Origin of the sequence: Microbispora sp. NPDC046973 (genome assembly GCF_040644495.1) — a bacterium.
In the GTDB taxonomy this organism is placed as follows: Bacteria; Actinomycetota; Actinomycetes; order Streptosporangiales; family Streptosporangiaceae; genus Microbispora.
In genome coordinates this window covers 204,911-227,108 of record NZ_JBEYWQ010000014.1, presented here as the reverse complement: position 1 = coordinate 227,108, position 22,198 = coordinate 204,911, and the positions used below count along the sequence as shown (strand labels likewise).

Here is a 22,198-nt window from a genome sequence, read left to right as displayed (position 1 = left end):
AGGTACCACCGCGCCCGCGATGGCCGCTCCCGAGGCTCACCGGACCGCCACTGTCACGGCCGGCCGGAGCACCCGCCCGCCCGTGAGCGCGAAACCAGTGCGGCGCCGACGAACCACAGCAGGCTCTTGACGAGTCCAGCCCCAGGAGCCGGCTCTTAGAGCGCGCCGGCCCATATAAGCCAAAGCCCGCCCTCGGTGCGCGGTTCACGAGACGCTGCCCTCACCGTGGCATGCCAGTGACAGACCGGTCACTGTCACTTTTTTGCAGAGTTAATGACGAACTATTGCTCAGTCCTGCATGCCTCTGTATGTTTCTCGCAACCGAGCGGATCGGGGCGCTCCAGTCGGCCCCGAGCCGTGTGCTTCGACGGGTCGTGGTGCGCGGTTCCAGAAGGGAACGAGGATGAAATCCCACAAGCTCTCGATACTGCTGGTCTCGGGACTTGCCATTGCAGCGGCCGCGGCGTGCGGCACCGACGACAGCGGTAACGGCGGAGACAAGGCCGGCGCGGCGCCCGGCAGCGCCGGGCCGGTGTCGATCTCGGTCAACTGCGAGCCGCCGAAGACGAACAAGGCGGAGCGGGCGACCTTCGAGGAGGACCTGGCGGCCTTCCAGAAGCTGAACCCCACCATCAAGATCTCGAAGGTCACCGACGCCTTCCCCTGCTACGACCCGCGCACCTTCGAGCCCAAGCTGGCCAGCGGCGAGCTGGAGACGGTCTTCTACGTCAACTTCCCCAACGTGGGCCGCCTCATCGAGAGCGGGCAGGCCGCCGACATCACGCCGTACGTCAACGAGCTCAAGACGTTCCAGGACTACAACAGCTCGATCGACCTGTTCAAGAAGGACGGCAAGGTCTACGGCCTGCCGACCGACGGCTACGGCATGGGCCTCGTCTACAACAAGGAGGTCTTCACCAAGGCCGGTCTCGACCCGAACAACCCGCCCAAGACGTGGGCCGACGTGCAGGCCGCCGCGAAGAAGATCGCCGGGCTCGGTCCCGGCTACGTCGGCTACGGCGAGTACAGCGGCAACAACGTCGGCGGCTGGCACTTCACCGCCTCCGTCTACGGCCGGGGCGGATCGGTCATCACCGACGACGGCAAGAAGGCCGCCTTCAACACCCCCGAGGGCAAGGCCGTGCTGGAGAACCTCCACCAGATGCGGTGGGTCGACAACAGCATGGGCTCCCAGCTCTACATCGACTGGCCGGCCCTCATGAAGGCCATGGCCGGCGGCAAGATGGGCATGATGCTGGGCGCTCCCGACGTGCTCATCTCGCTCCGCAACGACTTCGGCGGCAAGTTCGAGAACTACGCCATCACCGCCCAGCCCGAGGCCAAGGCCCTGTTCAACGGCGGCGCGGGCTACATGATCAACCCGAAGGCCACGCCGGAGCAGATCAAGGCCGGCCTCAAGTGGATCGAGTACAAGTTCCTCACCCCCGGCAAGGGACAGTTCGACTACGTGCGGGCCAAGGGCGCGAACCTGACCGTCGGCCAGCCCTACCCCGACCTGTACCGCGCGGACACACCGTCCGGCCAGGCCGTGAACGACCTGCGCAAGCAGAACGCGAACATCGACGCCGCCCAGTTCGCCGGCTGGGTGGAGGGCTCCAAGGGCATCCCGCCGAAGGCCGAGCCCGGGCCGTACGCCCAGGAGATCTACAAGATCCTCGACACCCCGATGTCGGCCGTGCTGACCCGCAAGGACGCGAACATCGACCAGCTCCTGTCCGACGCCGAGTCGAAGGTCAACTCCCTGCTGGCCTCGAAGGGCTGACCGCCCTGATAATCCGGGCCTAACCCGGGGCGCCGCCGCCGTCGTACGCGCGGCCGGCGCCCCGGCAATCACGTCGAGATCGGACTCACAACGATGACCACAGCGAGCATCCCGGCAGCGGGCGGCAGGCGGCGGCAGCCGACGAAACTGCGGCGCGCCGTGCGGCGCAACGTGACCGCCTACGGCTTCCTGTGCGGCGCTCTGATCTGTTTCGCGTTCTTCTCCTGGTATCCGATGGTCCGGGAGGTCATCCTCAGCTTCCAGAAGACCAACTTCGTGGACCCGCCCAGATGGGTGGGGCTGGAGAACTTCCGCACCGTCGTCAGCGACCCGGCCTTCGGGCCGGCCTGGGTCAACACCGCGCTGTTCACGCTGCTCGCCCTGCTGTGCGGCTACGGGATCCCGTTCGTCACCGCGATCGTCCTCAACGAGCTCCGGCACGCCCGCGCCTACCTGCGCTTCGTGGTCTACCTGCCGGTCATGCTGCCGCCCGCGGTGAGCGTGCTGCTGTTCCAGTGGTTCTACAACCCCGACTACGGGCTGTTCAACCAGATCCTGGACCTGTTCCACCTGCCCGGCCTGCAGTGGCTCAACTCGACGAGCACCGCGCTGATCTCGCTGGTCATCGTCTCCACGTGGATGAACATGGGCAGCGGCACGCTGATCTATCTGGCCGCCCTGCAGACGATCCCGAGCGAGCTGTACGAGGCCGCGGAGCTCGACGGCGCCGGCCTGTTCAAGCGGATCCGGCACGTCACGATCCCGCAGACCAAGCTGATCCTGCTGGTGATGCTGCTGCTCCAGATCGTGGCGACCATGCAGGTCTTCATCGAGCCCTACCTGCTCACCGGCGGCGGCCCCGAGAACGCCACGGTCAGCGTCGTCTACCTCATGTACCAGTACGCCTTCAACTTCGGCAATCTCAACGCGGGCAACGCGCTCGGCCTGATGCTCATGATCGTGCTCATGGTGTTCTCCGCGATCTACCTGCGCGTCTCGCGCGACAACACGGTGTGAGGGGAGCGACCATGTCGAACATCACCGTCATACCCGACCGCTCGGCCGAGACGCCGGCCACCTCCGCCGGGCACGAGCGCCGTGGGCGGCGACGGCCCCGCAAGCCGATGAACACGCAGTTCCGCACCGCCGTCTCGCCGCACCAGCTCAACACGACCCGCGGCCGGATCATCTACTGGATCGTGCTGGTGATCGTGGTGGTGAGCTTCACCGCCGCGTTCGTCTTCCCGCTCTACTGGATGGTCACCGGTGCGATGAAGTCCACCGAGGAACTCAACGCGATCCCGCCGACCTTCCTGCCGTCGCACTTCTCCCTGGACGGCTACCTGCAGGCGTGGGATCTGCTGGGCCTGGGCACGCTGCTCGGCAACACGGCCCTGTACGCCGGCGGCGCCTGGCTGCTGACGCTCGCGGTGGACGTCTCGGCGGCCTACGCCCTGTCGAAGCTCCGCCCGGCGCTCGGCAGGGTCGTACTGGCCCTGATGCTGTCGACGCTGATGATCCCGCCCATGGTCATCATGCTCCCGGCGTACCTGACGGTGAAGGACGTGCCGTTCTTCGGCTGGAACCTGCTCAACACGCCGTGGGCGATCTGGCTGCCGGCCGCGGCCAACGGCTTCAACGTCTTCCTGCTCAAGCGGTTCTTCGACTCGATCCCCAGGGAGCTGCTCGAAGCCGCCGAGATCGACGGCGCGTCGCCGGGCCGCATCCTGTGGTCGGTGGTGATACCGATCTCCCGGCCCATCCTCGGCGTGGTCTCCATCCTCACCGTCGTCAACGTCTGGCGCGACTTCGTCTGGCCCCTGCTGGTCCTGCCGGACAGCGACAAGATGTCGGTGAGCATCGGCATCGCCTCGCTCTCCTCCCAGATGCCGCAGAACGTGCTGGTCGCCTCCCTGGTGATCGCGAGCATCCCGACCATCGTCGTCTTCTTCCTGTTCCAGCGGCACATCATGGCCGGTCTCACCGCCGGCAGCCTCAAGGGCTGACAGACCCTCCCCGGCGCTCTTCACCCGTCACCCCGTAAGGAGTTGTATTCAGCATGCCCGGCAACACCTCGACCCCCGATTGGTGGCGCGGGGCCGCGATCTACCAGGTCTACCTGCGCAGCTTCGCCGACGGGAACGGCGACGGGACGGGTGACCTGGCGGGGCTGCGGTCACGCCTGCCCTACCTGGCGGATCTCGGCGTCGACGCCATCTGGCTGAACCCGTGGTACCCCTCTCCCATGGCCGACGGCGGCTACGACGTCGCCGACTACCGCAGCATCGAGCCGGTCTTCGGCACCCTGGCCGAGGCGGAGAAGCTGATCGAGGAAGCCCACGGCCTGGGCATCCGTACGATCGTCGACGTCGTCCCCAACCACGCGTCCGACCAGCACGCCTGGTTCCAGGAGGCGCTGGCGGCCGGTCCCGGTTCGGAGGCCCGGGAGCGGTTCTGGTTCCGCCCCGGCGTCGGCGACGGCCCGCCCAACGGCTGGCAGTCGATCTTCGGCGGTCCCGCCTGGACGCAGGTGCCGGACGGCGAGTGGTACCTCCACCTGTTCGCCCCCGAGCAGCCCGACTTCAACTGGAACAACCCCGCCGTACGCGAGGAGTTCCTCGACGTGCTGCGGTTCTGGTTCGACCGGGGCGTGGACGGCGTACGCATCGACTCGGCGGCCGTGCTCGTCAAGGACCTCGACAGCGTGGAGGAGTCCTACACCGACCACGACGGGGTCCACGAGATCTACCGCGAGTGGCGGCGGGTGTCCGACTCCTACGGCGGGCGGATCCTCATCGGCGAGGTGTGGCTGCCCGACCAGGAGCGGTTCGCCAACTACCTGCGCCCCGACGAGCTCCACACCGCGTTCAACTTCGACTTCCTGTCGAGCGCGTGGGAGCCGGCCGCGCTGCGCGCCAGCATCGACCTGACCCTCGCCACCCACGTGCCGATCGGCGCGCCCGCGACCTGGGTGCTGTCCAACCACGACGTCGCCCGTCCGGTCACCCGGTATGGCCGGGCCGTCACGTCCTGGGACAACGCGGAACGCCGGGACGGCATGCCGTCCGACCTGGAGCTCGGCCGCCGCCGGGCGCGGGCGGCGGCGCTGCTCGCGATGGCGCTGCCCGGGAGCGTCTACGTCTACCAGGGGGAGGAGCTCGGCCTGAACGAGGTCGAGGACATCCCCGAGGAGCTCATCGACGACCCGATGTGGGAGCGTTCCGGCCACACGGTCCGCGGCCGCGACGGCTGCCGGGTGCCGCTGCCGTGGTCGGGCACCGAGCCGCCCTTCGGTTACAGCACGGGCGAGCCCTGGCTGCCGCAGCCGGCCGGCTGGCGCGACCTCACCGTGGAGGCCCAGGAGGCCGACCCGGGCTCGATGCTCTGCCTCTACCGCTCGGCCCTGCGCCTGCGCCGCGAACTGCTCGGCGACGGCACGCTGACCTGGCTGCCGTACGGGGACGAGGTGATCGCGTTCCGCCGCGACTCCGGCCTGGTCTGCCTGGTCAACCTCGGCGCCGAGCCGGTCGCGCTCCCGGAGCCGGGTTCGGTGGTGCTGGCCAGCGGTCCCCTCGACGGCGGCCTGCTTCCGTCCGACACCGCCGTCTGGATCACGGAGGCCCGATGAGAATCCTGCTGGCGGCGGCCCTGGCCGCCACCGGGCTCGCGGTCCTGCAGACGCCCGCGTCCGCCTCGGCGAAGCCCCCCGTCGTGACGCGGGCCGCCCTCGACCCGGCGCTCGTCGCCGGGCGCGGGGCCGACGTCGACTTCGCCGAACAGGAGGCGGAGAACGCGACGACGAACGGCACGGTCATCGGCCCCGGCCGCGACGCCTACACGCTGCCCGCGGAGGCGTCCGGCCGTAAGGCGGTCACGCTGACCCCCGGGCAGTACGTCGAGTTCACGCTGCCCAAGGCGGCCAACGCGATCACCGTGCGGTACAGCATCCCGGACGCTCCCGGAGGCGGCGGCATCACCGCGCCGCTCGACGTCGCGGTCAACGGCCACAAGCGGGCCACCATGACCCTCACGTCGCAGTACGCCTGGCTCTACAACCAGTATCCGTTCTCCAACGATCCGAACGCCGGGCTGCTGCACCCCGACTGGTGGATCACCGAGTGCTCCTGCGTGCCGGACGCCACCACGCCGGCCCCGGAGATCGCCAAGCCGTTCCGCCCCAACCACTTCTACGACGAGCAGCGGCTCCTGCTCGGCCGTACGTACCGGGCGGGCGACACGGTGCGGCTGACGGTCCCGGCGGGGAGCAACGCCGCGTGGACGGCCGTCGACCTGCTCGACTCGCACCTCGTCGGCCCGCCGCGCGTCGAGGTCGTCGCGGCGAACGTGCTGGCTTTCGGCGCCGACCCCACCGGCAGGCGCGACTCCGCCGGGGCGATCGACAAGGCCATCGCCTTCGCCAGACGGGCGCACCTGAAGGTCTACATCCCGCCGGGCACCTACCAGGTGAACCGTCACATCGTCGTGGACGACGTGACGATCACGGGTGCCGGAAGCTGGTACACGATCATCAAGGGCCGCCAGACCGACCTGGACACCCCGGCCCCGGACGGCTCGGTGCACACCGGTGTCGGCTTCTACGGCAAGGACGCCTCGGCGGGCGGCAGCCGCGACGTCCACCTGTCCGGCTTCGCCATCGAGGGCGACGTGCGCGAGCGGATCGACACCGACCAGGTGAACGGCGTCGGCGGCGCGATGAGCGACTCGACCATCGACGGGCTCTACATCCGCCACACGAAGGTCGGCATGTGGTTCGACGGCCCGATGCGCAACATCAAGATCATCAACAATGTGATCGTCGACCAGATCGCGGACGGGCTCAACTTCCACACCGGCGTGACGGGCTCCGTCGTGTCGAACAACTTCTTCCGCAACACCGGTGACGACGCCCTCGCCCTGTGGTCGGACAAGACCGCCGACGCGGGCAACACGTTCGACCACAACACGATCCAGACGCCCGTGCTGGCCAACGGCATCGCGATCTACGGCGGCACGGACAATACGGTCGCGGGCAACCTGATCGCCGACCCGATCAGGGAGGGCAGCGCCATCCAGGTCGGCTCCCGGTTCGGCGCCGAGCCGTTCGCCGGCAAGCTCCGCATCAGCGGCAACACGACCGTGCGGGCCAGCACGTTCGAGCTGAACTGGAAGATCGGCCTGGGGGCCATCTGGTTCTACGCCCTGGAGAAGGACATCGACGCCGACATCGAGGTCAGCGGCGACCACTACCTGGACAACACGTTCAACGCGATCATGCTGGTCAGCGAGTGGTCGGTGAAGGACCTGTACGCGATCCCGAAGGTCCGCTTCAAGGACATCCGGGTCGACGGCACGGGCACCTCCGTGGTCAGCGCCCGCGTGAAGGGCTCGGCGTCCTTCGAGAACGTGGACGCCCGCAACGTCGGCGCGGTGGGCGTCAACAACTGCGGGTCCTTCAACTTCCCGCCCACGGGATCGGAGTTCTCCCTGACCGACCTCGGCGGCAACGACGGCGGCTGGCTCGCTCCCTGGATGCTGCCCAACACCATCACCTGCGACGACCGCCCCCCGGTCGTCCCCCCACCCGCCCCGTCCCCCTGGTGAATCTCTTCACCTGCTGAGAGGGCTTCCCCGGCCATTCGTCCGGGGAAGCCCTCATGCGTCTGCCAGATCTTCAGAGTATGTCGAGACGCCCATCTCTGACGCCCGTGACGAACGCCCGCCACTCCTCGGCGGTGAAAACAAGCACGGGACTCTCGTCACCGAGCTTGCTGTCGCGCATGCCGACCCATCCGTCCACGTGCGCCACTTCGACGCAGCTTCCACCATTACAGGCCCGCCGCCAGGCGGCATCGTGAAATGAGGGTCGTCCTGCCATGCGCTCTCCCCGGAGGTCGGCTTCCACGGCATATTTTAATATGTGCGCTATTAAGGCGGTATGCCCTGTTTCGGCGATCGGTCAGTGAGGGGACCGAAAGCGGGCGCGGGATACCCTGACTCCTGGCCGGGTTACCTGGCCGGGTGGTCCGTGCCGGCCTTCACCTCCGAGATGAAGTCGCGCCACTCGTCATGCGAGTAGAACAAGATCCCCCGTCCGGGGTCCTTTGAATCCCGGACGGCGACGCGACCCGGAACGAAGGCCACTTCGACGCAGTTTCCTCCCCCGCAACGAGAAGACCGCTGCCACTCCAGTTCCGGAATGGACACGTCAGGCGAAATTTCCATGTGATTCCTGCCTCCTGTACTGTTGTCGTGAGGCAGGCGGTTACCAAGTGGCTAAGTGGTACTGATGTCTGATTTCGCCTGTAATATGCGTTTGAGAGATTCAGCGGGTGGAAGTGCGACCGCTCGGATACGGTCGACGGCTTCGTGGTAGATCTCCAGTTCGCTCGGCTTCTCCAGGTACTCGACACGGTCCAGCGACTCTCGGTACACCACCTCCGACGGGCTCTGATTACGCAGCTTGAAGAAGACGAAAGGGTTGTCGGCACACATATAGGGGCCGACGTTGAACGGGATGACCTGCACCGTGACATGCGGGGCCTGTGCGCGTGTGAGCAGTTTGTCGAATTGCTCGGCCATGGTCGCCCGGTCGCCCACGACTCGATGGAGCGCCGCCTCGTCGATGAACGTCCAATAGCGCGGGGCGTCATCGGTGTCGAGCAGCTCCTGCCGCTTTAATCTCGCCTCGACGCGCCGGTCCAGCACGTCCTGTCTGATGTTCGGCAGGAGTCCACGTATCAGGGCGGCCGCATAGGCCTGCGTCTGGAAGAGGGCGGGCAGGTGCGCGGTCTGTAGCTCGGTTATCGCGGAGGCAGTGGCCTCCAGCTCCATGTATAGATACAGTGCGTCGTCGCCGAGATCGCCCCACTCCTGTTTGAGGCCCGGCTGTCGGGACTCACGAGCCATGGTCATGAGCTGCGAGACCAGTTTCTCGTCCGCGACGCCGTAAATGCGGCACAGGTCGCGAACGTCCCTCGGGCTCGCGCCGCGCTGACCGGTTTCCATCCGGCTGATCTTGGCAGGGCTGCACAGCAGTTCCTCCGCGGCCTTCTCGACCGTCATGTTGGCGTCCTGCCGAAGCTTTCTCAGGCGGTTCGCCAGTTGGCGGCGGCGAAGTGTGGTGTTCGTCCCGGCCATGCGGTCACCTTCTGCGGCTGTGAAGCTCCGAAAGCTGCAGGCTAACACGTCACTGGCATGTACCGCAGGCAAATGCCGATGGCAATTTGCCAAATGCAGGTTGCCACTGGCAACGAAGGGGTAAGAACGTGGCATAAGCCTCAACGTGGCGGCTGGACCGGCCGGTTCCCGGAAGGAGGCGATGCGCAGCGGGGCCGCTTGTCTTTCGGCCCCTTTTCCCTGAAACGCGCTGCTGGGCCGATGGTGGCACATCGACCCAGCGCAGACGACCATCCAACCTGCCTGCTCAGCAAAGGGATGATCCCGTGCACTCTAACAACAAGAACATGCGCGCTCCTTCCCTCCCAGGGTTACGGATGCGCATCATCGCCCTCCTCTGGAGGGTGGGTGAGGAGGCGTTCGCCGAGATCGACGCGTTCGCGTGGGTGCAGCGCTGGGAGATCCGGCGCACATGGCACACCCACACCTACCGTGACACGCGGTTCGGCGCTCTCGCCGCCTGCACGGTCTGCTCCGCGACGGGGGGGTGCCCGACCGGGCTGCCGTGCCGCCGATGCCGGGGCACCGGGCGGGTCAACCTGCTCGAACCGCCGGCCTCCCGCAGGCCCGAGCGTCCCTCGGGCGGCCGGACATGAGGCACGCCGTCAGGCGGAATCGGCATCTGGTTCTGCGTTTCATCGAACGGGAGACCTCTCCCGTCGCGCGGCCGGGACCGCTGGTGGTGCTGTGGAGGTGGCGTTACGAGGCGGTGCTGCTGGTGGGAGGGCCGGCGGTCGTGGTCATCGCCGTGCGGACGGCGGGCCCGGCCGTCACGATCGTGACCGGCTCTCTGGTCTGCCTGCTCGTTCTGCTGTGGCCGCAGGCCCGCCGGGAGGTGGCGGGCCGCTTCTGGTGCGTGGTGACGCCCCACCGCGTACGGAAGGCCTGCGCCGAGGCGTTGATCGTCAACCGGCGGGGCAAGCTGCCCGTGATCCTCCGTACGAGACCGGAGCCGTTCGGCGAGCGCCTGTGGGTGTGGTGCAGGGCGGGGACCAGCCCGGGTGACCTCGAACGGGCCCGGGACATGATCGCCGCCGCGTGCTGGCTGGCCCACGGGGTGCGGATCACCAGGGACCCGCACCGGACGTCGCTCGTCATCGTGGACGTGCTGCGGCGCACCGGCCGCCCCGTTCCCCAGGATCCGGCGGAAACCGGAGAGCGGACGCTGACCCGGTTCCGGCCCTGACGAGGGGGACGTCCCGCGGAGAGGTCAGGCAGGGGGCTTCTCGGCGGTGGGGACGGTGGACAGTTCGACCGTGCAGAAGGCGCAGCGGCGGGCGTCGACGGGGATGTCCGACAGGCACTCGGGGCACTGCTTCTCGGTGGCCTCCTTCTTGGTGTCGAAGAGGCTCAGGAAGCGGGTCATCGGCAGGACGACCAGCCAGTAGACCACCGCGGCGACGATCAGGAACGTCAGCAGGTGGTTGACGAAGTCGCCGTACTTGAACACGGCGCCGTTGACGGTGAACTTGTAGCTGGAGAAGTCGGGTTGCTTCCCGCCGGTGACGGCCGCGATCAGGGGGGTGATCAGGTCCTGTACGAGGGCCTGGATGAGTCCGCTGAACGTCGCGCCCACGACCACGGCGACGGCGAGCTCCACCAGGTTGCCCCGCAGGAGGAACTTCTTGAATCCGCTCATGGGGCAACGACCTATCCGGTTTTGCCTTTCCTATGCAAGGGCTTGACTCGGACGGTGGAGTCGAAATGATCAATGCGAAGAGGGGGAAGAAGGTGCCGGAGAGATCGGAGAGCCTGGCCGAGGATCCGTTCGGCGGGCGGCATCCGACCAGTCATGAACGAATGACCGGACTGCCATGGGACGCGTCCTACCACGACGGTCCCGCGCCGTGGGACATCGGAGGGCCGCAGCCGGCGATAGTGCGTCTGGCATCCGCAGGCGGATTCGCCGGAGCGGTTCTCGACGCGGGCTGCGGGACCGGGGAGAACGCCCTTCACGTCGCCTCGCTGGGGTTGCCGGTCCTGGGCGTCGACGTGGCCGAGACGGCACTGGCGATCGCCCGGGCGAAGGCCCGCGAACGTGGAATCGAGGCCGAGTTCGCCGCGGCCGACGCCCTCCGCCTGGACCGTTTGGGGCGCAGGTTCGAGACGGTGCTGGACTGCGGGCTGTTCCACACCCTCGACGGCGACGAGCGATCCGGATACGTGACGAGTCTCGCGTCGGTGACCGAACCCGGGGGAACCCTGTACGTGTTGTGCTTCGGCGACGACGGTCCCGGCACGGGTCCGCACCCCGTCAGCCGGGAAGAGTTGAGAGCGGCGTTCCGCCCGGGCGACGGATGGAACATCGCCGCCGTCGAACCCGATCGGATTCAGGCGAGATATCACGACGACGGCGCACCGGCATGGCTCGCGACGATCAGACGGAACTGAGCGCCGGAGGCCCGGGGGCTGGGCGACGTCGGCCGGCCCCACGGCGGTGGACGATAATTACGGTCGCGGTGTGACCGCTTAACGGACTCGGGTTGGACTTTTGGTCCTGACCGAACTCAACAGAGTGTTGTTCTGGGAGCGCTCCCACTTCAGGTGTCGCTGGCCTCGGTCAGGGCGGCTTCGACCCGGTCGAGCGCGGCCAGCAGTTCCTCCTTCAACGTGAGCGGCAGCCGTCCCTCCTGGTACCGGACCTCGACCTTGGCGCGTATGGCGGACAGCCCCTGACCGTTGCCGACGGCGTTGCGCAACACCTGCTTGAGGTCGAGCGCGACGTCGTCGTCGATGTCGTGGGTGGCCTCCGCGCCGTCAACGAGCAGGTTGAACTGCCGGACCGCGGTGTCGACCCGCAGCGGCGCGGCCGTGGTGGCCAGCGGCAGCGGCGCCACTTCGGACTTGCGGGTGGCCGAGGTCTTCGGCCGCCTCACGGTGTCCGCAGCCTGCCGGTCCTTCTTGACGGCCTTGACGCTGAGCGAGGGGGAGGGGTGATGCCGGACCGGCGCGGTCGTGCGTACGGGGTCCGCGACGGGTGCGACCGTGTGCCGGGGTTCGGCGGCGGCTTCGACCGGAGGCGGCGGCGGTGAGGCGGTGGCCTGCGCGTACGCGGGCGACGGGCTGGGCAGTACGGCGGCGGCTCCGACCTGCGGGCCGTGCGTCTGGGTGAACCAGAGGATGCCGCCCAGGGCCGCGGCCCCGACGGCGGCGGCGCCCCAGCCGGCCCCGCGCGGTCCCGGCGGCTTCTTCACCGCGGTCAGCGCGGCGGCGACGGCCCGCGCGCTCGGCCGGTCCACCGGGTCGGGGCACAGGCAGCGCCGGCACAGGTCGGCGACCTCCTGCGGCAGGCCCGGCACCCCTTCGGGCGCCGGGGGAGGTCCCTCCCGCCGTGCCGCCTCGATCGCCTCCCAGGTCTTCTCCGGGTAGGGCAGAGCGCCGGTGAGCATCTCGAACAGCAGCACGCCGAGCGCGTAGACGTCCACGGCCGGATCGGCCGTCGTCCCCTTCAGCCGCTCCGGCGCGACGTACGGCGGCGTGCCGAAGTCGGCGACGAGCTGGTCGTCGGCCTCGCCGATGAACGCGGCGATGCCGAAGTCGAGCAGCTTGGGCCCGTCCTCGGCGAGCAGCACGTTCTCCGGGGTGACGTCCCTGTGGACGATGCCCCGGTCATGGGCCGCCGCCAGCACCTTCGCCAGCCCGGCGGCGATCTCCACCGCCTCGGCCCAGGGCAGCGGCCCCTCGATGATCCGGTCGGCCAGCGACCGGCCCTCCAGCAGGCGCATGACCACGAAAGACGCCAGCCTGCCGCCGTTCGTGACCGTCTCGCCGTAGTCGTAGACCTCGATCGCGTCCGGGTGGATCAGCCGGGCCGTGGCCCTGGCCTCCCGGCGCATGAGTTCCCGTCCGGGATTGTCGTCGTCGAGCGACCCGTCTAGCACCTTGATCGCGACCATGCGCTGAAGTGACTGGTCGAAGGCACGCCAGATGACCGACATCCCGCCCGTCGCTATCCGCTCTTGGAGCAGATAACGACGGGTCAGGACGTCGCCTTCTCGAAGCTCAGGCCGATTCACGAACCACCAGTTCCGTGGGCAGCACCGGATTGCCCTTGGGATTGTCCCCGTCCCCGAGTGTCATGAGAAGCAGTCGTGCGGCGAGCGTGGCCATTTCCTCGACGGGCTGCCTTACGGTGGTCAGCGTCGGCGAGGTGTGCCTGGCCACGGGCGCGTCGTCGTATCCGATGACGGCCACGTCGTCCGGCACCTTCCGCCCGGCGCGGCGCAGTGTCTGCATCGCCCCGGCCGCCATCACGTCCGATGCCGCGAACACGGCGTCGAGGTGCGGCGCCCGTTGCAGCAGCCACTGCATGGCGTGCGCGCCCGAGGCGTGGGTGAAGTCGCCGTACGCCACGGGCATGTCGAGCACGCCGGCGTCGCGAAGCGTCTGCCGGAAGCCCTCCAGCCGGTCGCGGGCGGCCGGCAGGGTCGGCGGCCCGGCGATGGTGGCGATGTGCTTGCGGTTGTTGAGCAGCAGGTGCTCGGCCGCCTGCCGTCCGCCGTCACGGTTGTCCATGTCGACGAACGGGAGGTCGATGCCGTCTGGCGGCCGCCCGGCACAGCGCACCGGGACGCCCGAGGCCGCCAGCGTGACCGCGAGGGGGTGCCGCGCGCGTGCGCCGATCAGAAGGACGCCGTCGACGGCGCCCGCGACCAGCGGCGGTGCGGCGATGGAGGCGGTCGCAGGGGTCGCGGTCATCACGACCATCGGGACCCCGTGCGTCGTCAGCACCTCCTCGCAGGCGGACAGGAGCCTGGCGTAGAACGGCTCGGTGAAAAGGCGTGGACTGTGCTCGCAGACGACCGCGGCGATGATCTGCTCGGCCCGCCTGCCCGCGGATCCCCTGGGGGCGCGGCGCCGTACATAGCCCAGACGCGACATCGCGTCGTGGACTTGTCGGCGGGTCGACGTGGTCACGCGTACCGAGCCGGTCAAGACCCGGGAAGCTGTTGCCGGGGAGACGCCGGCTGCGGCGGCTACCTCTGCGAGGGTGGGAAGATCGGCCATCCGGTCTCCTCGGCCCGAAGGTTCACACGGCTTGGGAGCGCTCCCAAGCGAAAGTATCACTGTTTCGCTCGTGTCAACAGAGGTTTCCTCGGTGTGAAACCTTTCGTAGAGTTTCGCTCCGCTTTGGCACAGTTGGAGGCTAGAGCACGGGCGTGATCCAGGGAAGCGAATGGGAATTTTGACACGTGATGCCCAGCTTGTCCGATAATCACCGTAAATATGCCGAAACGCCTGCGAGGGGGGCCGGAGCGCCGCCCGGCGGTAGGGTCCTGCGGCAAGGGATCACGGACGGACCCATCGCGCCCGGCCCCGGCGGCCGTCGCGTCCGTCCCCGAGCCAGAACCGGAAAGGCCTTCCAGTGACGACCAAACTCCGCCGGCTCCCCGCTGCGACGTCTCGTGTGACGGGGGCGTTAACGGGCGTGCTCGCGGCGGCCCTGCTCGCCGGATGCGGCGCGCCGGACCCGTCGGGCGAGGCCGCCTCGCCCTCCCCGGCGGCCGCCTCGCTCAGTTCGGAGGCGGCGCCGAGCTCCGAGGCGACGACGGGCTCCGAGGCGACGACGGGCTCCGAGGCCGCGCAGACCCCCGAGCCCGTGCTCAGCGCCACGCCGAACGAGACCGGCGCCGCGGGGAGCAACGCCGCCGACGTGGCGTTCGCCCGGCAGATGGTGCCGCACCACCTCCAGGCCCTGGAGATGGCCCAGCTCGCGCAGACACACGCGGGCGACCCGTGGGTCAGGGAGTACGCGGCGAAGGTCGCCACGGCCCGCGACACCGACATCCGCACGCTCAAGGACTGGCTCGACATGTGGGGTGCGGAGCCGCTGCCGCGCGACCACGCGATGCCGGGTGCGCAGAAGCGGGCCGAGATCGAGGCGCTCGCCAAGCTGAGCGGCCCGTCCTTCGACCGGAAGTACGTGACGCTGATGATCGAGCACGACAACGGCGCGATCAAGCTCGCCCGGGCCGAGCAGGCCGGCGGCGCCTTCGCGGGAGCCAAGGCGCTGGCCGTCGCCACCGCCACCTCGCTGGGCGCCGAGGTCAAGGAGCTCAAGAAGTACCGCGCCCTCCTGGACTGAGTTCTCCCGCCGGGCGGCCGGGACCCCTCAGTTCTCGTACGTGTCGAGCCTGGGCGGCAGGGCGTTCCACGTGCAGAACGCCGACGACTCGTGGGCGTCCCGGAGGAACGCGACCCGCAGCCACTGGTCGGCCTCCCAGACCTTGACCTCGTAGCCGTCGTTCGGGGTCGCCGTCACCACGCGGCAGTCCGCCGAGGTCACCGCGATCGTCGCCCGGCCGCCCTTCAGCGTGAACGTGTGCAGGCTCTCCCCGGCGGCGGCCTTGCGCTGCCGGGCGGCGGGCGAGGACTCCGTCGATCTCGCCGGCCGCGTGGCGCGGGCCGGGCGCGGCGCCGGGGAGGTCCGCGCCGGAGCGGCGGTGGGCCGGGAGGGGGACCGGCGGCCGGGCGTCGCGCCGCCGGAGGACGGCTCGCCGGACTGACGGCCGGCCGGCTTCCCGGACGGCTCCTCCGAGGGTTCGCCGTCCGGGGTGCCCTGCGGGGTGGGCACGGGGACGCTCGGCGAGGCGGACAGGGGCGCGGCGACGGCCACCACGGGGGCGAGGGGCGCCTCGTCCAGGATCGCGCTGCGCAGCACGTCGCGCACGCCCAGCCAGGACACGCCGACGGCGAGCGCGGTGGCTCCGCACCAGGCGATCAAGTAACCGGCGGCCCTTCTCATGTGGCCGCTCACTCTATCCCTTGATCCGAATTGCCGCTCGGTCCTTTTCGGTCAACCTGTATGGATTTGTGCATGCCTTAAATAGCCGCAAATCCCGATGTTTCGGATTGCTCTTCCTGGGACGCCGTACGGGGCGGGAGTGTACGTTTCTGCCCCATGGCGACCGTTCTGGTGGTTGAGGACGACGAGTTCGTCCGGTCCGCGATCATTCGCGACCTGACCGGGCGCAGCCACGCGGTCCGCAGCGCGGGCCGGGCGCTCGACGCCCTGCGGGAGATCGCCCACGTCGCCCCCGACGTGGTCGTCCTCGATCTGGGGCTGCCCGACCTCGACGGCGCGGAGGCGCTGAAGATGCTCCGGGCGATCTCAGACGTGCCGGTCATCGTGGCCACCGCGCGGGACGACGAGGCCGAGATCGTCCGCCTGCTGCGCGATGGCGCTGACGACTACCTGGTCAAGCCGTTCTCCGGCGACCACCTCAACGCCCGCCTGGAGGCCGTGCTGCGCCGGGCCAGGCCCGGGGTGCCGTCGTCGGTCGCGAGGGTCGGCGGCCTGGTCGTCGACGCCGACCGCAGGGAGGCCCGCCTCGACGGCGTGCCGCTCGACCTCACCCGCCGCGAGTTCGACCTGCTGGCCTACCTCGCGGCCCGTCCCGACCGCGTCATCTCGCGCAGGGAACTGCTGGCCGAGGTGTGGCGGCAGTCGTACGGGGACGACCAGACGATCGACGTCCACCTGTCCTGGTTGCGGCGAAAGCTCGGCGAGAGCGCCTCCCGTCCCCGATATCTGCACACCGTGCGGGGTGTGGGCGTACGGCTCAGCCCTCCTTCCGAGGACTGAACCCCCGAAGCCCGGAGCGGGAGCGGCGGTGAGACGGAGCCTGGCCCTGGTGGCGGTGGCCGTGACGGCGATGGTCGCGCTGGCCTTCCTCATCCCGCTGGCCGTGGCGGTCAAGGAGATCGCCGAGAGCCGCGCGCTCGCCGACGCCGAGCGCCAGGCCGCCACGATCGTGCCCGCCCTCGTGGTGACCGACGACGCGGCCGCGCTGGAGCGCGCGCTGGCCAGCACTCCGGCGGGGACCTCGCGCCTGGCCGTCCACCTCGCCGGCGGGCGCACGGTGGGCCGCTCCCGCGTCACGGCCGCCGACGTCGCGAGCGCGGCGGAAAGCGCCAGGACCGTGCCGGTCAGCAAGGGATACGTGCTGCTCAGGCCGGTCGCGCTGGGCGGGGGGCGGCGGGCCGTCATCGAGGCGTACGCGCCCGAGGCGGACGCGAGGCAGGGCGTGTCCACCTCCTGGGCCGTGCTGACCGGCGTCGCGGTCACCCTGGTGGTGGGGTCGGTGGTGGTGGCCGACCGGCTCGGGGCCCGGGTGGTCCGGGCGGCCCGCAGGCTCGGGCAGGCGGCGGCGGCCCTCGGGGCGGGCGATCTGACGGTGCGCATCGTCCCGGACGGCCCGCCCGAGCTGGTGGCCGCCGGGCGCGCGTTCAACGCGATGGCCGACCAGGTGGCGGGACTGCTCGCGGCCGAGCGCGAGCTCGCCGCCGACCTGTCGCACCGGCTGCGCACCCCGCTGACGGCACTGCGGCTCAACCTCGGCGGCACCGGTCCCGAGGCCGAGCAGCGCAGGCTCGCCATCGACCGGCTCGAACGGGCCGTGGACGAGATCATCGAAGCCGCCCGGCGGCCGTCCCGGGCCGCGCCGGCGGGCTGCGACGCCGCGCTCGTGCTCCGGGAACGGCTCGACTTCTGGTCGGCCCTGGCCGAGGACCAGGCGCGGCCGTGGCAGCTCGTCGGCGCGGACGAGCCCAGCCCGGTGCCGGTCGCCGCGGCCGATCTCGGCGCGGTGGTCGACGCGCTGCTCGGCAACGTCTTCCGTCACACGCCGCAGGGCACGGCCTTCCGCGTCACTCTGCACCGGGGGAGCGGCATGGTGGGCATCCTCGTCGCGGACGCGGGCCCGGGCATCCCCGATCCTGAGAAGGCGCTGCGGCGGGGCAACAGCGGGGCCGGCTCGACCGGGCTCGGCCTCGACATCGCCCGGCGCCTGGCCGAGTCGACGGGCGGCGGGGTGCGCATCGAACCCTCGGCGCTCGGGGGGACCGGCGTCAACCTGTGGTTGCACACCGACGGCCGGGCCGCCGGCCCGCGTCGCCGTCTGCTGCGGCGCACCCGCGGCTCTCGTCTCTGACCTGTTGTCACGAATCGTCCATCGATCGTCCGAAAACTCCTACTGTGGCGGGATACATTCGGGGGACCGCAACCGGAGGGGATCGCGTTGGAGTTCCGCGTGCTCGGCCCGGTCGTCGTGCTCGACGACGGGGGGACGCCGCTCGACATCGGGCCGTCCCAGCAGCGGGCGGTGCTGGCCTTGTGTGTGCTGGCGGCGCCGCGTCCGGTGAGCACGGCCAGGATCGTGGACGCGCTGTGGGAGCGGGAGCCGCCGCCGGGGGCGGTCAACACCGTGCAGGCGTACGTGTCGAAGCTGCGGCGCGTGCTCGAACCCGGCCGGGTGCGCAGGGAGAAGCCGTCGGTGCTGGTCAGCAGGCCGGGCGGGTACGCGATCGAGCTGCCGCCCGAGAGCTTCGACCTCGGCCGCGCCGGGGCCGCCGTCGCGGCGGGCAGGCGGCTGCTGGAGGCGGGCGACCACGCGGAAGCCGCGGGGCGGCTCCGCCTGGCTCTGGAGGAGTGGCGGGGCGAGCCGCTGGCGGGGTTCGAGGACGAGCCCTGGGCGCGCGACGAGATCGCCCATCTGGCGGAGCTCAGGCTCTCGGTCGTCGAGGACGTGGCCCAGGCCGAGCTCGCGCTCGGGCTCGGGCGGGCGCTGGTGCCCGAGCTGACGAGGCTCGTGGCGGCGCATCCCCTGCGTGAGCGGCTGCGCAGGCTCGGCGCGCACGCCCTCTATCAGGCCGGTCGTCAGGCCGACGCGCTCGCCCTGCTCACCGAGGGCCGCCGGGTGCTCGTCGGCGAACTCGGCCTGGATCCCGATCCGCGCTCCCGCGAGCTGGAGCGGCGGATCCTGGAGCAGGACCCCGCGCTGACGCCCTCGCCGCCGGCTCTCCGCGATCCCGCCCCCACCGTGACCACCACCGCGACCCCCGCCCTGACCCCCGTGCCCGACGCCGACCCTGACGGTCCCGGACGGCGGGAGGACGCGCTCATCGGGCGGGCCGCCGAATCGCGCGTCCTGCGCCGCGCCGTCGCCGCCGACGGCCCGCGGATCGTGCTCGTGGCGGGCGAGCCGGGCATCGGCAAGACCAGCCTTGCGGAGGACGCCGCCGCGCACGCGCCCGTCGCGGTCTTCGGCCGCTGCTGGGACGGCACGGGCGCGCCGCCGTTCTGGCCCTGGGCCCAGGCCGTACGGCAGCTCACCGGGCGGCACGGCGAACTGGCCGAGATACTCGGCGCGACCGGGGAGTTCGCGCTGTACGAGGCGTTCGCCCGGCTCGTCGCCGAGCACGCCGCGGCGCACGACAGGGCACACGGCAGGGTGCTCGTCGTCCTCGACGATCTCCAGTGGGCCGACGCCTCGTCCCTGCGCCTGCTGGAGTTCCTCGCCACCACGCGCTCGTGCCGGGAGCTGGCCGTGGTCGCGACGTACCGCGACACGGAGGTCGGCGGGCCGCTGGCCCGCACGCTCGCCACGCTCGTACGGCTCCCGCACGTCGAGCGGATCATGCTGGGCGGCCTCGGCGAGGACGCCATCGCGGAGTATCTGCGGCGGGCGGGCGCGGACGCGACGCGGGTGGCCGAGGTGGCGCGGCGGACCGGCGGCAACCCCTTCTTCCTGGGTGAGCTCGTCCACCTGGGCGGCGGCGAGGTGCCGGGCGCGGTCGCGGACGTGCTGCGCGGCAGGATGGCGGCGATGCCGCCGGGCGCCCCGGGCGTCCTGTCGGCGGCGGCGCTGCTGGGTCGCGACGCCCCGCTGGACGTGCTGCTCGACGTGGTGCACGACGTGATGGACGTGCCGCGCGAGGAGGTGCTCGACGTGCTCGACGCCGCCGTCCGGGGGCGCCTGCTCACCGAGCACGACCTCGTCTACCGGTTCGCCCACGACATCGTCCGCGACGTGCTGCGCGACGGCCTCGCCTCGCTGCGCAGGCGCCGCCTGCACGCCGGCATCGCGGCCGTGCTCGAACGGCGCGGCACCCACCTGGCCGAGCTGGCGCACCACTACCGCGAGGGCCTGGTCATCTCGGGCATGGCGGCCAAGGCGATCGAGTACGCCCGGCAGGCGGCCGCCCACGCCATGGCCCAGTTCGCCTACGAGGACGCCGTCGAGCACCTGCGGCACGCCGTCGCCCTCACCGGCCAGCTCCCGGTGCCGGCCTCGAGGGGAAGCCGGATGCTGCGGTGCGACCTGCTGCTCGGCCTCGCCGAGGCGCAGTCGGCCGCCGGGATGAGCACGCAGGTCCACGCCTCGCTGGAGGAGGCGGCCGAGATCGCCGACGCTCTCGGGGACGACGACCGGCTGGCCCGCGCCGCGCTCGGGTTCTCCGATCCGCTGTCGTGGGCGATGTACGAGGAGTGGGCCGCGGGCGGCGCGCTGACCGGGCGGATCGAGCGGGCGCTGCGCAGCCAGGGGGAGGGCTCGCCCTGGCGCTCCCAGCTCCTGGCGGCCTTCGCCGTCACGGGCTGTTTCACCCGGCCGGTGGAGGAGAGCTGCGCGCTCGCGGCCGAGGCCGTACGGGAGGCCCGCCTGCGGGGGGACGACAGGTCGCTGCTGCGGGCGCTGAGCGCGTACGAGATCCTCTCGCGTGGGGTCGCCGGGCACGCCGAGCGGCAGGCGGCCGTCGACGAGATGACCGAGGTGGCCCGCCGGACCGGCGACCTGGTGGCCGAATGGCTGGCTCGGGAGGCCGAGCACGTCGAGCTGGTCAAACAGGGCGAGCTGGAGCGGGCGGACCGGCTGCTGACGTGGCTGTCGGACACCGCGCGCAGGATCAGGCAGCCCGCCCTGCTCAGCCTCACCGCCTGGCTGTCGGCGATCCACGCCTATCTCCGCGGCGACCCCGTGCGTGCTCTGGCGGAGGCGGAGGAGTCGGCCCGGGTCCATCCGGAGGGCGCGTTCGGCCGCGACCACGCCGAGAGCCGGGCCCTCGTGTTCGGCTGCCTGGCGGCGCGGACGCGGGGTGACGCGGCGGCGGCGCTGGCGCTGGCCGAGGAGGCGCTGGCGCGTCGGCCCGGCCAGCCCGGATGGCGGGTGCTGCGCTGCGCGGCCCTGCTCGACCTCGGCAGGAGGGACGAGGCGGCGCAGGTCCTCGCGGGGCTGGCCTGCGACGGCTTCGCCGGCATGCGGGGCGACCTCGCCTACCGGTTCATCCCCGACCTGCTGAGCGAGGTGTGCCTGGCCCTGGACGACAGGGCCGCGGCGGCGGCGCTGCACGACCTGCTCCTGCCCCACCAGGGCCGCCTGCTCGGCTGGTCGGTGACCGACCTGTGCCTGGCCCGCCTGGCGCTCGCGACGGACGACCGCGAGGCGGCGGGCCCCCGCCTGCGCGCCGCGCTCGCTCTCGTCCGCCGCTCCGGGGCGGTCCTCTACGAGAAGCCGATCCTGGACCTGCTCGACCGCCTGTGATCACCCGTCCTTGAGGGCTTCGGCGAGGGTGTCGCGCAGCGGCGTGGTCGGCCGGCCGATGAGGCGGGACAGGTCGCCGGGGGTGTCGCCGAGCCAGCCGTCGGCGATGTCGGCGTCGACCTGGGCGAACAGGGCCGCGACCGGCCCGGGCATGCCGCTCGCCTCCAGCGCCTTGGCGTACTCCGCGACGGGCAGGTCCCGATACTCGACCGGCGTGCCGGACAGTTCGGAGACCACGGCGGCCAGCTCGGGCATGCTCCAGGCGACGTCGCCCGTCAGCTCGTACACCGCGTTCCGGTGACCTTCACCCGTCAGGACGGCGGCCGCCGCGGCCGCGAAGTCGGCGCGCGCCGCCGAGGCGACGCGGCCGTCCCTGACGCTGCCCGGGATGACGCCGCTCTGCGCGCCGTGCCGGGCCGCCGCGATGTAGTTCTCGTGATACCAGCCGTTGCGCAGGAAGGCGAAGGGCGGCCCGCTCGCGCGGATGTACTCCTCGGTCGCCTTGTGGTCGGGCGCGAGGCCCAGTGGAGTGGTGTCGGCGCGGGGGATGCTCGTGTAGGCGAGCAGCTCGACGCCGGCCGCCTTGGCGGCGTCCACCACGGCCTTGTGCTGGTCGACCCGCCGGCCGGGCTCGCTGCCGGAGACCAGCAGGACCCTGGTGGCGCCCTCGAACGCCGGTCCCAGCGTGACGGGCCGGTCGTAGTCGGCCTCGCGCACCTGGATGCCCCGCTCGGCCAGGTCGGCCGCCTTCTCCGGGCTGCGCACCGCCGCGACGATCCGCGAGGCGGGCACGCGCCCGGCGAGCTCCTCGACGACCAGCCGGCCGAGGTGTCCGGTAGCTCCGGTCACGACAATCATGGTTTCTCCTCCACAGTGCTTCCCGCTGGTTAGTGCTTTCTATCAGAAAGTACCGCGAGAG

Annotated in this window: 20 protein-coding genes; 12 read left to right on the top strand and 8 right to left on the bottom strand. The window is 70.8% G+C overall.

All coding sequences use genetic code 11. The features are described from left to right. The first annotated feature begins 403 nt into the window (after positions 1-403). The 5 genes from ABZ860_RS25395 to ABZ860_RS25375 all read left to right on the top strand — a co-directional run bounded on the left by ABZ860_RS25395 (position 404) and on the right by ABZ860_RS25375 (position 7,384). Positions 404-1,783, top strand: coding sequence for an extracellular solute-binding protein (locus ABZ860_RS25395; RefSeq protein ID WP_357224508.1), 1,380 nt, complete (start codon positions 404-406; stop codon positions 1,781-1,783). 93 nt (positions 1,784-1,876) lie between these two features. Next, a complete protein-coding gene (locus ABZ860_RS25390; protein WP_357224506.1) occupies positions 1,877-2,800 on the top strand; it encodes a sugar ABC transporter permease in 924 nt (307 codons plus the stop codon). A gap of 11 nt (positions 2,801-2,811) precedes the next feature. Next, positions 2,812-3,789 carry a carbohydrate ABC transporter permease gene (locus tag ABZ860_RS25385; RefSeq protein ID WP_357224505.1) on the top strand — a complete coding sequence of 326 codons (978 nt, stop codon included), beginning with the start codon at positions 2,812-2,814 and terminating at the stop codon, positions 3,787-3,789. 53 nt (positions 3,790-3,842) lie between these two features. Next, entirely contained in the window at positions 3,843-5,411 is a 1,569-nt protein-coding gene (locus ABZ860_RS25380; protein WP_357224502.1) for a glycoside hydrolase family 13 protein, read from the top strand. Beyond that, entirely contained in the window at positions 5,408-7,384 is a 1,977-nt protein-coding gene (locus ABZ860_RS25375; protein ID WP_357224501.1) for a glycosyl hydrolase family 28-related protein, read from the top strand. The genes ABZ860_RS25380 and ABZ860_RS25375 overlap by 4 nt, the downstream gene beginning before the upstream one ends. Before the next feature lie 70 nt (positions 7,385-7,454). Here the strand turns inward: ABZ860_RS25375 and ABZ860_RS25370 are convergent, their stop codons facing one another. The 3 genes from ABZ860_RS25370 to ABZ860_RS25360 all read right to left on the bottom strand — a co-directional run bounded on the left by ABZ860_RS25370 (position 7,455) and on the right by ABZ860_RS25360 (position 8,920). Then, entirely contained in the window at positions 7,455-7,658 is a 204-nt protein-coding gene (locus ABZ860_RS25370; RefSeq protein WP_357224500.1) for a DUF397 domain-containing protein, read from the bottom strand. Positions 7,659-7,789: 131 nt separating this feature from the next. Beyond that, complete coding sequence (locus tag ABZ860_RS25365) at positions 7,790-8,005, bottom strand: DUF397 domain-containing protein (RefSeq protein WP_357224498.1); 216 nt, start codon at positions 8,003-8,005, stop codon at positions 7,790-7,792. 51 nt (positions 8,006-8,056) lie between these two features. Then, positions 8,057-8,920: a helix-turn-helix transcriptional regulator gene (locus ABZ860_RS25360; RefSeq protein WP_357224495.1), complete on the bottom strand. Its 864-nt coding sequence runs from the start codon at positions 8,918-8,920 to the stop codon at positions 8,057-8,059. 356 nt (positions 8,921-9,276) lie between these two features. Here ABZ860_RS25360 and ABZ860_RS25355 point away from each other — a divergent pair, with 356 nt between their 5' ends. Both ABZ860_RS25355 and ABZ860_RS25350 read left to right on the top strand, forming a co-directional pair. Continuing rightward, the gene (locus tag ABZ860_RS25355; RefSeq protein WP_357224493.1) at positions 9,277-9,555 is read left to right on the top strand and encodes a hypothetical protein; all 279 of its coding nucleotides are present in this window, start codon (positions 9,277-9,279) and stop codon (positions 9,553-9,555) included. Beyond that, complete coding sequence (locus ABZ860_RS25350; RefSeq protein WP_357224492.1) at positions 9,552-10,145, top strand: hypothetical protein; 594 nt, start codon at positions 9,552-9,554, stop codon at positions 10,143-10,145. Before ABZ860_RS25355 ends, ABZ860_RS25350 begins: the two co-directional genes overlap by 4 nt. Positions 10,146-10,169: 24 nt before the next feature. On the opposite strand, the gene mscL is transcribed toward ABZ860_RS25350, so the two are convergent. After that, entirely contained in the window at positions 10,170-10,598 is a 429-nt protein-coding gene (gene mscL, locus ABZ860_RS25345; RefSeq protein ID WP_357224491.1) for a large conductance mechanosensitive channel protein MscL, read from the bottom strand. Between the two features lie 161 nt (positions 10,599-10,759). Between mscL and ABZ860_RS25340 the strand changes: the two genes are divergently transcribed. Continuing rightward, positions 10,760-11,350, top strand: a complete 591-nt coding sequence (locus ABZ860_RS25340; RefSeq protein ID WP_357224488.1) for a class I SAM-dependent methyltransferase — start codon at positions 10,760-10,762, stop codon at positions 11,348-11,350. 149 nt (positions 11,351-11,499) lie between these two features. Here ABZ860_RS25340 and ABZ860_RS25335 read toward each other — a convergent pair whose 3' ends face one another. Both ABZ860_RS25335 and ABZ860_RS25330 read right to left on the bottom strand, forming a co-directional pair. Further along, the gene (locus ABZ860_RS25335; RefSeq protein WP_357224486.1) at positions 11,500-12,975 is read right to left on the bottom strand and encodes a serine/threonine-protein kinase; all 1,476 of its coding nucleotides are present in this window, start codon (positions 12,973-12,975) and stop codon (positions 11,500-11,502) included. Next, complete coding sequence (locus tag ABZ860_RS25330; RefSeq protein ID WP_030510556.1) at positions 12,962-13,966, bottom strand: LacI family DNA-binding transcriptional regulator; 1,005 nt, start codon at positions 13,964-13,966, stop codon at positions 12,962-12,964. The genes ABZ860_RS25335 and ABZ860_RS25330 overlap by 14 nt, the downstream gene beginning before the upstream one ends. A gap of 400 nt (positions 13,967-14,366) precedes the next feature. Between ABZ860_RS25330 and ABZ860_RS25325 the strand changes: the two genes are divergently transcribed. Then, entirely contained in the window at positions 14,367-15,044 is a 678-nt protein-coding gene (locus ABZ860_RS25325) for a DUF305 domain-containing protein (RefSeq protein ID WP_357224485.1), read from the top strand. 27 nt (positions 15,045-15,071) lie between these two features. On the opposite strand, the gene ABZ860_RS25320 is transcribed toward ABZ860_RS25325, so the two are convergent. After that, the gene (locus ABZ860_RS25320) at positions 15,072-15,704 is read right to left on the bottom strand and encodes a hypothetical protein (protein ID WP_357224482.1); all 633 of its coding nucleotides are present in this window, start codon (positions 15,702-15,704) and stop codon (positions 15,072-15,074) included. A gap of 156 nt (positions 15,705-15,860) precedes the next feature. Between ABZ860_RS25320 and ABZ860_RS25315 the strand changes: the two genes are divergently transcribed. The 3 genes from ABZ860_RS25315 (at position 15,861) to ABZ860_RS25305 (ending at position 21,279) form a co-directional block, all read left to right on the top strand. After that, positions 15,861-16,544, top strand: coding sequence for a response regulator transcription factor (locus tag ABZ860_RS25315; protein WP_357224479.1), 684 nt, complete (start codon positions 15,861-15,863; stop codon positions 16,542-16,544). Positions 16,545-16,572: 28 nt separating this feature from the next. After that, a complete protein-coding gene (locus tag ABZ860_RS25310; RefSeq protein WP_357224477.1) occupies positions 16,573-17,892 on the top strand; it encodes a HAMP domain-containing sensor histidine kinase in 1,320 nt (439 codons plus the stop codon). Positions 17,893-17,979: 87 nt separating this feature from the next. After that, the gene (locus tag ABZ860_RS25305; RefSeq protein WP_357224475.1) at positions 17,980-21,279 is read left to right on the top strand and encodes a BTAD domain-containing putative transcriptional regulator; all 3,300 of its coding nucleotides are present in this window, start codon (positions 17,980-17,982) and stop codon (positions 21,277-21,279) included. Here the strand turns inward: ABZ860_RS25305 and ABZ860_RS25300 are convergent, their stop codons facing one another. Further along, positions 21,280-22,137: an SDR family oxidoreductase gene (locus tag ABZ860_RS25300; protein WP_357224473.1), complete on the bottom strand. Its 858-nt coding sequence runs from the start codon at positions 22,135-22,137 to the stop codon at positions 21,280-21,282. Between the last annotated feature and the right edge of the window lie 61 nt (positions 22,138-22,198).